This window comes from Herbaspirillum sp. CAH-3 (assembly GCF_009668275.1).
Classification (GTDB): domain Bacteria; phylum Pseudomonadota; class Gammaproteobacteria; order Burkholderiales; family Burkholderiaceae_D; genus Herbaspirillum; species Herbaspirillum aquaticum.
This window is the reverse complement of record NZ_VSWE01000001.1, coordinates 123727-138948: the sequence shown is the minus strand read 5'-3', so window position 1 is coordinate 138948 and position 15222 is coordinate 123727. Positions and strand designations below refer to the sequence as shown.

Sequence of the window (15222 nt, the reverse complement as noted above, 5' to 3'; positions counted from 1 at the left end):
GTCAGCCCTCTCCTTGTTCGTTTTGTTCTGGCCGGCCGGCCTTGGCCTGCTTCGGCTCCAGGATCTGGCGGGCGATGCCGCGCAGGATGTTGACCTCTTCGGTCTCCAGCTGGGCGCGCGCGAACATGCGTTTCAAGCGCGGCATCAGCTTCTTGGGGTTGTCGGGATTGAGGAAATCGATGGCCACCAGCGCCTGTTCCAAGTGCGCGAACATGCCCTCGATGTCAGCCACGCTGGCGCTCTGCCCATGGAAGCCCACCTCGCCCGGCGCGCGCGCATCGCCGCTGGTCTGCATGGGACCACCCTGCACTTCCAGCTCGGTCATGCGGCATTCATAAGCCAGCACCTGCACCGCCTGCGACAGGTTCAGCGAGGAATAGTCCGGGTTGGCGGGAATATTGAGCAAGGCATTGCACTTCTGCACCACCTCATTGGGCAGGCCAAAGCGTTCATTGCCGAACAAGAGAGCCGCATTCAGGCCGGTGTCACGGGAAAGCTGCCCCGCCAGTTCGCGCGGCGACACCACTGGCGGCGAGAATTCGCGCAAACGGGCGCTGACGGCGGCAGCGAAGTTGCATCCTTGCAACGCTTCTTCGACACTGCCGACGATGCGTGCATTTTGCAACACATCGAGGGCACCGCTGGCGAAGGCAATGGCTTCATCTTCCTTCACCGCGTCCGGAAAGCGCGGATTGACCAGCACCAGCTCCGAAAAGCCCATGGTCTTGATGGCCCGTGCGGCCGAGCCGATGTTGCCGGGACTGCTGGTATTGACCAGCACGAAACGCAAACGGCTGAAAAGAGATTGTCCTGACACTTGCTTGTTCATTTAAAATAGCGGGATTCGCGCCCCAGGATCAGATATTGGCAAAACGCCAATGTTGCAGCAAGGCTGTCAACCCAGGTCGACTTCGTTAGCCGACTTGACCGACGCCACTGCCCCTGGACTGCCTGGCAAACCCGCAAGCATAACAGCCGCGGGCGGCGCAACGCTCATTAATTTCATCGTCGCACTGGTTTGACTGCCGGGTTTCGCCTGGCCAGCTGTTCCGCATGCTTGTCGCGGAAGGCCGGCTGGTCGGCCATGGCGACGATGAGCAACGCAGCCATCGTCTTCGGTGGCCGCAATTTTAACGGAACCATCGGAATGATCATCCCACCCATGCTCAATACGGCGATCAAGGCAGCCCGCCGCGCAGCTACCATCATCAACCGCGCGTCCTTCGACGTGTCGCTGCTGAAAGTGTCGAAGAAGTCGCACAACGACTTCGTCACCGAGGTGGACAAGGCAGCCGAGGATGCGATCATCGACGTGCTCAAGAATGCCTACCCCGACCACGCCATCCTGGCCGAGGAATCGGGTGCATCCGACAACCTGCACGATGAAAACGAAAACGTCTGGATCATCGATCCCCTGGACGGCACCACCAACTTCATCCACGGCTTCCCCCAGTACTGCGTCTCGATCGCCCTGCAACAGCGTGGCATCATCACCCAGGCCGTGGTCTACGACCCGACCCGCAACGACCTCTTCACCGCCTCCAAGGGCGCTGGCGCCTACCTGAACGAAAAGCGCATCCGCGTGGGCAAGCGCGACAAGATCGCCGATGCCTTGATCGGTACCGGCTTCCCCTTCCGCGACCTCGATGGCTTGAACGAATACGTGACCATGTTCAAGGTCATGACCGAGCACAGCGCCGGCCTGCGCCGCCCGGGCGCAGCTGCCCTGGACCTGGCCTATGTGGCCGCCGGCCGCCTGGACGGCTTCTTCGAAAAGGGCCTGAAGCCCTGGGACATCGCCGCCGGCTCCCTGCTGGTGACCGAAGCGGGCGGTATCGTGGGCACCTTCAAGGGTGACTCCGACTACCTCTACAAGGGCGACGTCATTGCCGGCAGCCCGAAGATCTTCGCGCAGCAAGTGAACCTGCTGTCCGAATTCGCCTGATTGGCCTGATCGTCCCTCCTGCACGACCCCGTCTCCTCATTGCGTCCGGCATTGCTGCTATAGTGCGGCTACCGGCGCAGACCGAGGAGACGACATGAACATTCCTTCCCAGCAAGCCAGCAACGACCAGGCCACTTGCGCGTTGCCACCCGGCTACCACAGCGTGACCCCCTACCTGATCGTCAAGGCCTCCGCCGACGCCATCGCCTTCTACCGGCGCGCTTTCGGTGCGGCCGAGATCATGCGGCTCGACGGTCCGCACGGCAAGGTCTGGCATGCCGAGATCCAGATCGGCAATGCCCGCGTGATGCTGGCCGACGAACATCCCGAACTGGGATTCCTCAGTCCCCAGACCCTGGGCGGCGCGGGCGTGAGCCTGCTGGTCTACGTGGCCGACGTCGATGCCGTCTTCACCCAGGCGCTGGCCGCAGGAGCAGTCCAACTGCGCCCGGTGCAGACCCAGTTTTATGGCGATCGCTCCGGCACCCTGCGTGATCCTTTCGGCCATGTCTGGTCTATTGCCACGCATATCGAAGACCTCAGCAATGAAGAAATCTGCGCGCGTTCGCGCGAGATGCTGGCGCGCCGCTGCAAGAAGCTGGCCGACGAAACAAACTGACCCAACCTGACCCACCCCGCACGCCAACCCATGCCCTTTGCCCTCAGCGACAACCGCAAGATCCATTACCAGGTCGAGGGCAACGGCCCTCCCCTGCTGCTGCACCACGGTTTCACCAGCAGCCTGGAAGCCTGGCGCTTCTTCGGCTTCACGGCAGTGCTGCGCGAGCACTACCAGGTCATCCTGTTCGATGCCTTGGGCCACGGCCAGAGCGACAAGCCGCATGATCCCGCCGCCTATACGCAACGGCAGCGCTGCCGCGATGCGCTGGCGGTGCTCGATGCAACGGGTGTGGAGCGCGCCCATTTCTTCGGCTATTCCCTGGGGGGCTGGGTCGGCTACGGCCTGGTGCGCCATGCGCCGCAGCGCCTGCGCAGCCTCATCCTGGGCGCAGCCCATCCGTATGAAGATCGCAGCTGGGATGGCTTCCGGGGCATCGACGGACGCGATCCCGAGGCCTTCATCGCCACCTTCGAGGGCCTGCTCGACGAGCAGATCTCGGCACAGGTGAAGATGCTCATCCGCGCCAATGACCTGGTGGCCCTGGCCGCTGCGGCCCAGCAGCCGCGTCCCTCGCAGGAAGACCTGCTGGCCGGCATGGACCTGCCCTGCCTGCTTTTCTGTGGCGACGCCGATGCGCGCCATGCGGCCGTACAGCGCACGGCTGTGCTCTTGCCACAAGGGGAATTCGTCAGCCTGCCTGGCGTGACGCACTTCGGCGGGCTGATGCAAAGCGCCCTGGTTTTGCCGCCGGTGCTCGATTTTTTGATGCGTCACAAAGGATGAGCTGAGCATCCCCGACTGCACAAAATAAATCACGTAGGCCGCCAGATGCGCTGTTATACTGCGGCCTGCGCGGCGTATAGCCAGTCAAGTCCGCGCCCTCCTCAAGTTCCAACCCGTTTGCCTGCGACTGGCGCCCGTACGGGACCACAGGCCAAACCCAATTTCAGAGTCTCATGTCATTTTCCGCGCTCGGCTTGTCCGACGAAATCGTTCGTGCCGTTTCCGAACAAGGCTATACCTCCCCCACCCCGATTCAGGCCCAAGCCGTTCCCGCAGTGCTCTCCGGCGGTGACCTGCTGGCCGGCGCCCAGACCGGCACCGGCAAGACTGCCGGCTTCACCCTGCCGCTGCTGCAACGCTTGTCCGCCATGCCGCGCCAGAAGATCAACGGCCACCTGCCCATCCGTGCGCTGATCCTGGCGCCCACCCGTGAACTGGCCGCCCAGGTCGAAGAAAGCGTGCGCCAGTACGGCAAGTATTTGCCGCTGACCTCCGCCTGCATCTTCGGCGGCGTCGGCATCAATCCGCAGATCACCTTGCTCAAGCGCGGCGTGGACATCCTGGTGGCCACGCCCGGCCGCCTGCTGGACCACATGCAGCAAGGCACCGTGAACCTGCAGCACATCCAGATCCTGGTGCTGGACGAAGCCGACCGCATGCTGGACATGGGCTTCATCCGCGACATCCGCAAGGTGCTGGCCGCGCTGCCGCCCAAGCGCCAGAACCTGCTGTTCTCGGCCACCTTCGCCGACGAGATCAAGAAGCTGGCCGACAGCCTGCTGAACAACCCGGCCCTGATCGAAGTGGCGCGCCGCAATTCCACCGTGGAAGTGATCGCCCAAAAGATCCACCCGGTCGACCGCGACAAGAAGCACCCGATGCTGGCGCACCTGATCAAGACCCACCAGTGGAAGCAGGTGCTGGTCTTCACCCGCACCAAGCACGGCGCCAACAAGCTGGTCGAACAGCTGGCCCGCGATGGCATCACCGCCATGGCGATCCACGGCAACAAGAGCCAGTCGGCCCGTACCAAGGCCCTGGCCGAATTCAAGGACGGCAAGCTGACCGCCCTGATCGCCACCGACATCGCCGCCCGTGGCATTGACATCGACCAGTTGCCGCACGTGGTCAACTATGACCTGCCCAACGTGCCGGAAGATTACGTCCACCGCATCGGCCGTACCGGCCGCGCCGGCGCCACCGGTGAAGCCGTGTCGCTGGTCTGCGTGGATGAGCGCGACCTGCTGCACGACATCGAGCGTTTCATCAAGCGCGAGATCCCGGTGGAAGTGATCGCCGGTTTCGAACCCGACCCGACCGCCAAGCCGCAACCGATCCAGCTGCGCAGCGGCCAGGGCCGTCACCAGAACGGTGGCGGACGCGGCGGCCAACGCAGCGCCCCGCGCAAGCCGGCCGGCAACGGCAATGCGGCAGCGCCCAAGCCGGCCGGCGGCAACGCCGGTCACGGCCAAGCAGCCAAGCCCCGCGCAGCGGCCAACGGCAATGGCAACGGTAACGGCAATGCCGCCCGTGGCCAGGGTGGACGTGGCAATGGCGGCGGCAACGGTGGCAATGCGGGCAACGGCGGCAACAATGCCAACCGCGCCCCCAAGCCTGCCAATGCCAACGGCCAGCCGCGCAATGCCGGCCAGCAGCAACGCCAGGGTGGTCCGCGTCCGTCGGCCCTGACCCATGGTGGCCAACGCGCCGCGGGCAAGTAAGTCCGCAGCCAGCCCCAGCTGATCAACAGCGTTCATCGTCCATCACAAGAAAAGGAACGACATGAGTGTGACCGTCATCAAGGCCGACCTCGGCAACGCCGCCCACGCGGCAGCGCTGTTCGAGACCCTCAATGCCTACGCTTGCGACGCCATGGGCGGCGGCAAGCAGCTCTCCGACTACGTGCGCGAGAACCTGGCCGCCGAGCTGAAGAAACGTCCCACTGCCCATGTCTTCCTGGCCTTCGATGGCGATACCCCGGCAGGCCTGGCGACCTGCATCGAAGGTTTCTCGACCTTCGCCTGCAAGCCGCTGCTGAACCTGCATGACCTGGCGGTGATGCCCGCGTATCGCGGCCAGGGCGTGGCCCGGCTGCTGCTGGCAGCAGTCGAGGAAGAAGCCCGCAAGCTGGGCTGCTGCAAGCTCACGCTGGAAGTCCTGGAAGGCAATGCGGTGGCGCGTTCGCTGTACCGCTCCTGCGGCTTCGAGGGATACGAACTCAAGGCGGAAACCGGCAAGGCGATGTTCATGCACAAGCCGCTGGCTTGAACGCTGACTGACCGCGCACAAAAAAATGCCCGCATCACCGATGCGGGCATTTTCGTTTTTGGGGCTGATACTTCACTGCCCATCAGCTCCTGTGCTTCAGGCCCGGCCCTAGACGGGCTCGGGATGAAGAATCTTTCATCCAGCCGCTTGGCCGCGCCCAGTACGGGGCCCGGCCATGGACCATCAAGCCGCCATCGCCATGCCGCGCGACTTGCCGGAGCTGAGATAGCTGGCAATGGAATCCTGCGTCACCTCACCCACATAGCTACCATCGTTGGCGATGACCGGCATCCAGCTGGTGCTGTGCTTGTACATCTTGGAGAGCACCACGCGCAGGTTCTCGTCCGGATCGGCATTCATGGTGAAGGGACGCACCATGTCCTCGGCTACACCCGTGTTGCCGCGCACGTCGCGCCGGGTCAGGTAGCCCAGCGCACGGTTGTCGGCATCGATGATGGTGAGATAGCGCGAATCCTGGTCATCCATCAGCGCCAGCGCCTGGTCGCAGGACACATCCGGCTGGGCCGTGGCCGGGGTGGTCGCGGCCTCGCCGGCACGCACCAGCAGCAGGCGCTTCAAGGTGTGATCCTGGCCCACGAAGGCGCTCACGAAATCATCCTTGGGACGGGCCAGCAAGGTGTCCGGGTTATCGAACTGCACCAGCTTGCCGGCGCGGAACACGGCCACCTTGTCGCCCAGCTTGATGGCTTCGTCGATGTCGTGGCTGACCATGATGACGGTCTTGTTCAGCTGGCGCTGCATCTGGAAGAACTCGTTCTGGATCGATTCGCGGTTGATCGGGTCGACCGCGCCAAACGGTTCATCCATCAGCAGCACAGGGGCATCGGCCGCCAGTGCGCGGATGACACCGATACGCTGCTGCTGGCCGCCGGACAACTCACGCGGATAGCGCTTCAAGAATTTCTTCGGGTCCAGCGCCACCATGGCCATCAGTTCGGTGGCACGCTCCTGGCAGCGCTTCTTGTCCCAGCCCAGCAGGCGCGGGACGATGGTGATGTTTTCTTCGATGGTCATGTTGGGGAACAGGCCGATCTGCTGGATCACGTAGCCGATATGGCGGCGCAGTTCCACTTCATCGATGCCGGAGGTGTCCTGGCCGTCCAGCAGCACGCGGCCGGAGGTCGGGTTGATCAGGCGATTGATCATCTTGAGGGTGGTGGTCTTGCCGCACCCCGACGGGCCGAGGAAGACGCAGATCTCCCCTTCAGCCACCTTCAGGCTGACGGCATCCACCGCCTTGACCTGCGTGCCATCCTTTTGCGTGTAGGTCTTGCTCAGTTGGTCCAGTTCGATCATTTTTGTACTCCTTTCGGTGTCAGGATTTTCTGCAGACGTTGCAGCAGGGTGTCCGCGATAATGGCCAGCACGCTGATCATCACCGCGCCCACCACGAGTTTTTGCATGTTGCTCTGGCTGATCGCATGCAGGATCAGCACGCCCAGCCCGCCGGCGCCAATGACGGCCGCAATGGCCATGACGCCGATGTTCATCACCACCGCCGTGCGCACGCCGCCCAGGATCACCGGCACGGCCAGCGGCAGGTCCACCATGCGCAGGCGCTGCCAGAAGGTCATGCCGATGCCGATGCCGGCTTCCTTGATGCCGGCTTCGATGTTTTCCAGCGCCAGGTAGGTGTTGCGCATGATCGGCAGCAGCGAATACAGGAACACCGCGGTAATGGCCGGCAAGGGGCCGATGCCGGCGCCGAATTGCGAGAACACCGGGATCATCAGGCCGAACAGCGCAATGGAAGGCAGCGTCAGCACTATCGTCGCCAGCCCCATCAGGGGACCGGCCAGCCAGCGCACCCGCACGATCAGGATGCCCAGCGGCACGCCGATGGCAATGGCCAGGCTCACCGCGATGCCCACCAGTTCAAGGTGTTGCAGGGTCAGGTCAAGGATGTTGCGCCAGTCCGAATGCAGGTATTGGAAGATGTTCATGGTCCCCTCCTCAGATCAGGCCGGCTTGCTTGAGGAAATCGGCTGCCACCTTGGCCACCGGTTCCTGGTCGATGTCGACGCGCTTGTTCAGTTCGGTCATGGTCGCCGTGTCGATCTTGGCGGCCAGGGCGTTCAATTGCTCGGCCAGCTTGGGGTTCTTTTCCAGGATGTCCTGGCGTACCACCGGGGTGGCCTTGTAGGCGGCAAAGTATCCCTTGTCGTCATCCAGCAGCTGCAGGTCGAAACCCTTGATGCGGCCATCCGAGGCATAGGTCAGGCCGACGAACAATTGTTCGTTCTTCAAGGCCGTGTAGACCAGACCGGGATCCATCTGCTTGACCTCGCTGCGATCCAGCTTGAAGCCATACAGCTCCTGCATCGGGCCCAGGCCGTCGGGACGGGAGGCGAATTCATAGTCCACGCCCAGCAGGTGCTGTTTGCCGCCTTCCTTTTCATCCTCGTTGATGCGGTTGGCGAGATCCTGCAGTGAACGGATGTGGTATTTCTCGGCCATATCACGCGGCATGGCGAAGGCATAGGTGTTGTTCAGTTCCGACTGGTTCAGCCAGGTCAGCCCGCGCGGGGCGTCCAGCTCCTTGACCTTCTGGTAGATCTGGTCGGGATCGAGCTTCTCCTCGATGTGGTTGTAGACGATCAGGGCGGTGCCTGTGTAATCCCAGACGATGTCGATCTGGCCGCTCTCCAGCGCCGAGCGCATCAGCGTAGTGCCCAGGCCGTTCTTGAGGTCGGTGTCGTAGCCCTTGGCGCGCAGGTATTGGGCGGTCATGTCCGAGAGCAGCAACTGCTCGGTGAAGTTCTTGCCGCCGATGACCAGGTTCTGGGCCTGGGCACGCGCCGTGCCGAACATGGCCAGGCCCAGCGCCAAGGCGCACAAGGCATATTTCGCGATGGTCTTCTTTGTCATGCTTTCCTCTCTACCGCTGTGCCGGAAAGGGCTGGCGTGCGGTCGTTCTTGTGATGGGAATGAGCTGCCGGATCAGGTGCGCAGCCCGCGACGCGCCAGGTAGAAACCCGACAGCGAGGTCACCAGGGCATCCAGCACCAGCGCCAGCAAGGCGGTAGCGGCAGCGCCCAGCAGCAGCTGGACGTGATTGTTCAGGTAGATGCCGGGGAAGATCAGGCCACCCAGGCTCTCGCCGCCGATCAGCATCGACAGCGGCGCGGTACCAACGTTGATCGCCAGCGAAGTACGCACGCCACCCACGATGATGGGCAGCGCATTGGGCAACTCCACGCGCAACAGGATCTGGTGCGGCTTCATGCCGATGCCGCGCGCAGCTTCCTTCATGGCGGCCGGCACGTTCTTCAAGCCCTCGTAGGTGTTGCGCACGATGGGCAGCAGCGACGCCAGCCACAGGGCCAGGATGGTCGGGCCATTGCCGATGCCGAAGGCGGCCAATGCCAGCGCCAGCACGGCGATGGAGGGAATGGTGTTGCCGATGTTGAAGATCTGGATGAACTTCTCTGCACTGCGTTGCGCACCCGGGCGGGACAACGCGATACCGGCCGGAATGCCGGTGAGCAGGGCCAGCGCCATCGAACTGAAGACCAGTTCCAGGTGCTTGCCGGTGTAGTAGACCAGGTCACCGCGATACTTCTGGATGACGTCCGGACCGATCCACCAGACCAGGCCTGCAATAACCAGCGCAAAACCGAGCGCGCCGGCGAAGACGTGACGAACACGTGTCATGTTACCCCCTGTTGGTATAGCCGAGGCGACATGACGCCGCGACGACGGGTTTCTGGGATCAAGTTTTAAGAGGTTCGCTTGCCCCGTTGGGCGTATCGTTTGGATGCGAACCGAAAGCTGCAAGGGCAGCGATGAAACCGAAGCGATGAAGCCAGCCTCGGCATAGTGCACACCGGACAGGGATGGGAACGGTTCACCGTGGAGAACGGGAGGGCGTTCGCGCTGCCAGCCGGAAATTCGGACAACCCGCACACTGCGGATCGGACACTGCTAAGAGTCGTTGTTGAACAAGTGATCTCGCGACCAAGATGGCGCGAAGAAACGATAGTTTAAAGCAATCGCTTAATGCTGTCCAGCAATGTAGCAATGTGAATCGATAACTTACAGATCTGAAGCACTTTTAAAAGTTCCGAACGGCGGTCAATATGTAGCTAAAAGCGGTCATCCTGAAAACCGCCAGCTCGGCGCTATCCCTTGCCACAAGCGGCTCCCGCCGAGCTTGACTATTGAGCAACATGAAGCAAAAAAAATCGCCGGACCTCTTGTCGAGACCGGCGAAATTTTTTTCCACAGCGCGGCAGGATGTCGCCGCGTGGGGGCTTCGCTGTCAGCGCATGGCGCCAAACACCTTGCCGAGAATGGCGCTGCCGGTGCCGACCGGATCCTTGCGGATGGCTTTTTCTTCCTCGCCGATCATCAGGAACAGGCCATCGAGCGCACGCTGGGTGACATAGCCTTCCACGGTGCCCTGCTCTGCGCTCACCAGCCCGGACTTGGCGACCTGTCCCATGACGGCGTTGTAGCGTCCGGAGAGGCCATTCTTGTCGGTGATCTGCTTGACGATGGGCAGGAACTTCACGGCCAGTTCGCCCGAGGTTTTCTGGCGGAAGAAGTCGGTGACGGAGGTATCGCCGCCGGCCAGGATGTTCTTGGCATCGGCGACCGACATCGACTTGACCGCATTGACCAGCAGCGGCTTGGCCATCGGCACGGCAGCCTCGGCGGCGTGGTTCATGTCGGCCACCAGGCCATCGACCTGGCCGCCCATGCCGGTCATGCGCAAGAGCGGCATGGCCTGCTCCAGGGCGCCGGGCAACTGGATCTTGACCTTGTCATTGCCGAGGAAGCCATTGGGCCGCCCCAGGTTGGCCACGGCGGTATTGGCGCCCTTCTCCAGCGCGGCCTTCAGGCCGGCGGTAGCGTCCTGGTTGCTGAGGTCGGAGAGTGAAAAGGCGAAGGCGCCGCAAGAGGCCAGCAAGAGACTGGCCGCCAGCGTGCGGCGCAGTGCGGAAACGAAGGACATGGGGAAAGAGGAAACGGACATGCGCGACTCCAGGGTTCAGGATGCCGGGATGATAGCAGCCCGGTATCCTGCCCAGGCTCACTTGCGCAATAAACAAACTACCGATGCACCATCGTGCCGCAGCTGACGGAAACTGCCTGAGCAGGCTGATCAGGTCAGAGGGCTGGCCTTTTCTCCGAATAGCTGCGTCTGAAATCACACCTGGGGAACCTGGTGCACCCAATGAACGGACCATATTTCCCATTTAACTTGGATAGCAGTCCGATCTTGCACTTGGGGCATATTTCACTAGCGTTGGGCACTTGTCCTTCCCGTTTCAGAAGAGGAACTTTGTATTCCTTCATCATTTCGGTAATGAACAATGACTCTTTCCCTGAAACGGTAACCAAGGTGACTGTTTTCCTGGCACGCGTGAGCGCTACATAAAACAGCCGCCTTTCTTCTGCGAAGGGATAATCGTCGCCACCTGGCATTGCCAGTCGCAATACGGGATCGTCCGCAACACGACTTGGAAACCCCAAAATATCAGAGGTCATCTTGGGAATGAAGACGTGATCGGCTTCCAAGCCTTTCGCGGAATGCACTGTGACAAATTCCACATCGAGACCGAAGTGATCAAGTGGAACGAACTGTCTGTCCTTTTGATATCGCCCCAGAACATATACGCTAGGTCTTGTCCGCTCCGCTCGATATTCATCAGCGATTCGTTTGAGCTGGATCGCTACGACATCCCTAATCTGATCCTCTTTATCGGCACAGATGATGCGGATAGCTGAATCGCTGCTATCCGTCGCAGCTGCAAGCTTCTGCTGAAGATGATCGATACCCTCCGAACTGGACGAAACAACAGAGAAAAGATTGTCCATTGCCTCGTTGGCTTCACGCCGGGAAGCATCCGGGCTGTCCTGAATTGAGGTAACAAGTTTTCTAAGCTGCTTGGGATTCTTCATCACAAAAGCACTGCTTACATCACAGATGGATCTGACACATCGAAAAGTTTTTTCAAGCTTGAGGGTCACGTGCTCGCCAAACCCATCTTGGAAATTGGTCATGACTGAGATATCGGCACCGGCAAACCTGTTGATGCTTTGCCAGTCGTCGCCTACGGCGAAGAGATGTTTTCCGGGCTCCTTGACCAAGCCTGCAAGCAGCTTTGCTCGCGCATGGCTGGCATCTTGGAACTCATCAACCATGACGAGTCCATACGGACTCTTCCACTTACCTGACTCAATAAGATCAGTGGCCTTATTGAGCATGTCTTCAAAGTCGATGGATTGATACGAACGAAGCTCCGTCTCCCATGCCTTCCAGATTTCATCAATGAGGTTAAGGAACAGCCGGTGACGAAACTTGAATTGACCGTGTTCGTTATCAAGGCGCTGTCGTATGCCCAGGACATTTAACCTGTTGCTTTTAGCATGCGTAATGAAAGAGCGAATGGTTCGCGCCAGACGTGCATTTTCAATGGGCTTGCGGCCCTTAACGGGGCGATCTGGATTGGGGTCAAGGTGAATACCGAGCCGCGTCAGCTCACTCGTCAAATAGGTAAATATCTGACCATCGGCAATCCCTGCAGTCGTGGTTTCAAGAAGAACAGTTTCATGCTCTTTGTGCGTTCTTCTCTTCCACTCCATGCTTTCCTTGTATCCCTTGAACGATTCTGGAGGATTGCCATCCTGGTCGACTCCCCAATGCTCAAGATATGCATCGATATCGGGAAAATAGAAGTCTGGGCGATATTGTCCGTGATGCGCATCTGCGACATCGTGCTCGTAAGGCGCTTCATATTGATATTTCACGCCGTTATAGAACAGCCAGTCAGCGATAAGGAGTTCGCCATAGCTTTTTACTTGTTCATTGTTTTTTGTCCAGAAAGACGGCCTGCCATTCACATGGTCCCAGCTTTCAGCAACTTCCTCATCCTTACCAAATGCCGGCATATCTTGAGCCAGGACGATTCGGAACATATCCCACTGGGTTCTGAATACTTGGTCTTGATCTTTGAGCGTATCAACGATGCTCATTAATTTTTCAAGATCCGATCTGGCGCTTTCCAGCCACGGGGCGAGTCTTGGTTTCTTTCCTGTTGCCTGACCGATGACTTCAAGCCCGAAAGAATGGAAGGTTCTCGCCTTGACCCCCTCCACATCAACCGCGAATGGACTCAAACGCCTATCCAACCGATCTCGAAGTTCGGCGGCCGCATCGGCATTGAATGCAAGGAGAAGTATGCGATCAGGAGAAAGATACCGGTTCAATAAAGCGTATCCAACCTTAGCAACCATCGTGGATGTTTTACCTGATCCGGCGCACGCTACCAGCAAGACCCTGTTATCAAAGCAGATAACCGCTTGTCTTTGTTCTTGCGTGAGAGGAGCCTTTTCGACGCCATCGAAAAAATCCTTGAACGCTTCAAGCTGGTTGCTGAGGTGGGCATCATTGGACTCCGCCACCACTTGGCTAACGGGCTTTCCCCACGTGTCCAGCCCATGTGTCCTGGTGATCTCCGGATGTGCGTTTAGATAGTCCTTGATTTCAGGCGCATCAAGAAGATTTCCAAGGGTATCGGGCTTAAGCGCCTCGTTGGCCTTTGCAAATTCCGTCGTAAGCCAACCATGTCGTTTTAACTGATCACTGATGGCACTGCGAAGGGCGATCACCCAAGTCTTGATGGGTTCAATCTGCTCTTCAAAATTTTCAATCAGCCACTTTATCTTCGCGGCATGCTGAATTGCCGCGACGGACTTGCCAAGCGCAATCTTGAGCTTGTTGGCCCGCAGATTCGGAATTCCATCCAGAGTGAAGGACTCACCGTCGCTGTTGGCAATCTCGATCTGGGTCCAAAAGAGTCCGGGGGTAAATTTGGCATCTTCAAATTGCGATAAGGCCATCCGCTGTCGGCGGCCATTTACGGACAACTGACATGCCTTTTCCTGTGTATTGATCTCCCATGTTGGAGAAAAACACAGCAATCGCCCAATAACAGACGGTCCCCAGACCTGAGTTACTTCGCTTTCCACCCTTATTCACCCCTACCCAAGAAGCGCTTTTAGTTGTGCTGCTATATGCAGTTAACTTCACATCTTAATGGAATTGGGAATTTTTCTTTTTCCAAGAGCGGGAGTGGCTCTTGGCTAGCTTGTGGAGTGAAATAGGCCGAGGACACCGCCGCGCGTTCACTTCCCGCGCGACAGCTCCAGCCCGGCATTGTGCGGCAGCCTGCCACTGATCGGCACGGAGGCCACCGAGAACAGGCCGATGACCAGGAAGGCTGGCCAGAAATCAGCCTCGACGATGGTGGCATGGCCCTGCAGGTGGTTCGACAGTTGCAGCACGATCCCGGCCACCGTCACGCCCAGGCCCAGCGAGACTTGCTGGATGACGCTGGCCAGGCTGGTGACGCGGCCAGCGTCGCGGCTGTCGATGTCAGCATAGGCGATCGAGTTGAGGCAGGTGAATTGCAGCGCCGGGAACACGCCGCCCATCAACACGATGGTGACGATGAGCAGGTAAGGCGTATGCATGCTGAAGATGCCGTAAGCCGCCAGCGCGATGCCGGCAAACACCGCATTGACCATCAGCACGGTACGGAAGCCATAACGACGCAGCACCCGGCTGGCCAGCAAGCGAATGAAGAGCGAACCGAAAGCCGAAGCACAGGTGATGCTGCCCGCCTGGAAGGCGGTCATGCCCAGCCCTTCCTGCAAGGCCAGCGGCAGCAGGAACGGCACCGCACCCAAGCCGATGCGAAACAGCGAGCCACCCACCACGCTGGCATGCAGCGTGGGGATGCGCAGCAGGCGAAAGTCCAGCAGCGGATACGGGATCTGGGTGGAATGGCGGTAGTACATCACCAGCGCGACGGCACCGATGGAACACATGGCCACCGGCGTGGCGCCATCGACCAGGTGGCTGCCGAAGAGCGACAGACCCAGCATGATCATGGCCGCCCCCACCGAGGTGAGCACAAAACCCTTCACATCGAGTGGTGCCGGATCGTCTTCCTTGAAATTCTGGATGAAGCGATGCGACAGGTACAGGCCCAGGAAGCAGAACGGGATGTTGATCAGGAACACCCAGCGCCAATGGAAATAGGTCGTGAGGAAGCCGCCCAGGAGCGGCCCCACCACCGGCCCCAAGAGCGCCGGCAGGGTGAGGTAGCTGACCGCCTTGACCAGCTCGGATTTGTCCACCGAACGGGCGATGATGACCCGCCCCACCGGCACCATCATGGCCCCGCCGATGCCCTGCAGGAAGCGCGCCGCCACGAAGGTCACGAGGGAACCCGAGACGGCACACAGGATGGAGCCGGTCATGAAGACGATCATGGCCCAGCTGAACACCTTGCGCGCACCCAGCTTGTCGGCCATCCAGCCCGAGATCGGGATGAACACGCCCAGCGCCGCGACATAGGCGGTCATGGCCAGTTTCAGGGTGATCGGGTCCTGGTTGAGATCCCGTGCAAGCGCGGGGAGCGAGGTGGCCAGCACGGTGGCGTCCATGTTTTCCATGAACAGCGCACAGCCGACAATGAGCGGAATGAGCAGCGAGGGTCGCACGGTAGGCAACGGGGCAACAAGGCGGATGACAGTGGCGAAATTCCAGGGAGGCTCTTCGTTTCACGGC

At 60.3% G+C, this 15222-nt stretch carries 13 protein-coding genes; 5 read left to right on the top strand and 8 right to left on the bottom strand.

What is annotated here, in order from left to right:
• Position 1: 1 nt before the first annotated feature.
• A complete protein-coding gene (locus tag FYB76_RS00650) occupies positions 2-829 on the bottom strand; it encodes an RNA methyltransferase (RefSeq protein WP_154132351.1) in 828 nt (275 codons plus the stop codon).
• Between the two features lie 318 nt (positions 830-1147).
• On the opposite strand from FYB76_RS00650, the gene FYB76_RS00645 reads away from it, so the two are divergent.
• The 5 genes from FYB76_RS00645 (at position 1148) to FYB76_RS00625 (ending at position 5618) form a co-directional block, all read left to right on the top strand.
• Positions 1148-1945 carry an inositol monophosphatase family protein gene (locus tag FYB76_RS00645; RefSeq protein ID WP_006712869.1) on the top strand — a complete coding sequence of 266 codons (798 nt, stop codon included), beginning with the start codon at positions 1148-1150 and terminating at the stop codon, positions 1943-1945.
• 94 nt (positions 1946-2039) lie between these two features.
• Positions 2040-2564, top strand: a complete 525-nt coding sequence (locus tag FYB76_RS00640) for a VOC family protein (RefSeq protein ID WP_088754147.1) — start codon at positions 2040-2042, stop codon at positions 2562-2564.
• A gap of 30 nt (positions 2565-2594) precedes the next feature.
• Positions 2595-3350, top strand: coding sequence for an alpha/beta fold hydrolase (locus FYB76_RS00635; protein WP_154132350.1), 756 nt, complete (start codon positions 2595-2597; stop codon positions 3348-3350).
• 173 nt (positions 3351-3523) lie between these two features.
• Complete coding sequence (locus tag FYB76_RS00630) at positions 3524-5071, top strand: DEAD/DEAH box helicase (RefSeq protein WP_154132349.1); 1548 nt, start codon at positions 3524-3526, stop codon at positions 5069-5071.
• 61 nt (positions 5072-5132) lie between these two features.
• Complete coding sequence (locus FYB76_RS00625; RefSeq protein ID WP_088754144.1) at positions 5133-5618, top strand: GNAT family N-acetyltransferase; 486 nt, start codon at positions 5133-5135, stop codon at positions 5616-5618.
• Between the two features lie 183 nt (positions 5619-5801).
• On the opposite strand, the gene FYB76_RS00620 is transcribed toward FYB76_RS00625, so the two are convergent.
• From FYB76_RS00620 to FYB76_RS00590, 7 genes are all read right to left on the bottom strand, one after another.
• Positions 5802-6935 (bottom strand): ABC transporter ATP-binding protein, encoded by a 1134-nt coding sequence (locus FYB76_RS00620; RefSeq protein ID WP_088754143.1) that lies wholly within the window; start codon positions 6933-6935, stop codon positions 5802-5804.
• Complete coding sequence (locus FYB76_RS00615) at positions 6932-7582, bottom strand: ABC transporter permease (protein ID WP_088754142.1); 651 nt, start codon at positions 7580-7582, stop codon at positions 6932-6934. The genes FYB76_RS00620 and FYB76_RS00615 overlap by 4 nt, the downstream gene beginning before the upstream one ends.
• 10 nt (positions 7583-7592) lie before the next feature.
• A complete protein-coding gene (locus FYB76_RS00610; RefSeq protein ID WP_154132348.1) occupies positions 7593-8507 on the bottom strand; it encodes a glycine betaine ABC transporter substrate-binding protein in 915 nt (304 codons plus the stop codon).
• A gap of 72 nt (positions 8508-8579) precedes the next feature.
• Positions 8580-9293, bottom strand: coding sequence for an ABC transporter permease (locus FYB76_RS00605; RefSeq protein WP_154132347.1), 714 nt, complete (start codon positions 9291-9293; stop codon positions 8580-8582).
• A 607-nt stretch (positions 9294-9900) separates the two neighbouring features.
• Positions 9901-10617 (bottom strand): DUF4197 domain-containing protein, encoded by a 717-nt coding sequence (locus tag FYB76_RS00600; protein ID WP_229296838.1) that lies wholly within the window; start codon positions 10615-10617, stop codon positions 9901-9903.
• Between the two features lie 134 nt (positions 10618-10751).
• Positions 10752-13616 (bottom strand): UvrD-helicase domain-containing protein, encoded by a 2865-nt coding sequence (locus tag FYB76_RS00595; RefSeq protein ID WP_154132346.1) that lies wholly within the window; start codon positions 13614-13616, stop codon positions 10752-10754.
• A gap of 156 nt (positions 13617-13772) precedes the next feature.
• On the bottom strand, positions 13773-15107 hold the full coding sequence (locus FYB76_RS00590; protein ID WP_088754305.1) for an MFS transporter: 1335 nt from the start codon (positions 15105-15107) through the stop codon (positions 13773-13775).
• Positions 15108-15222 lie beyond the last annotated feature (115 nt).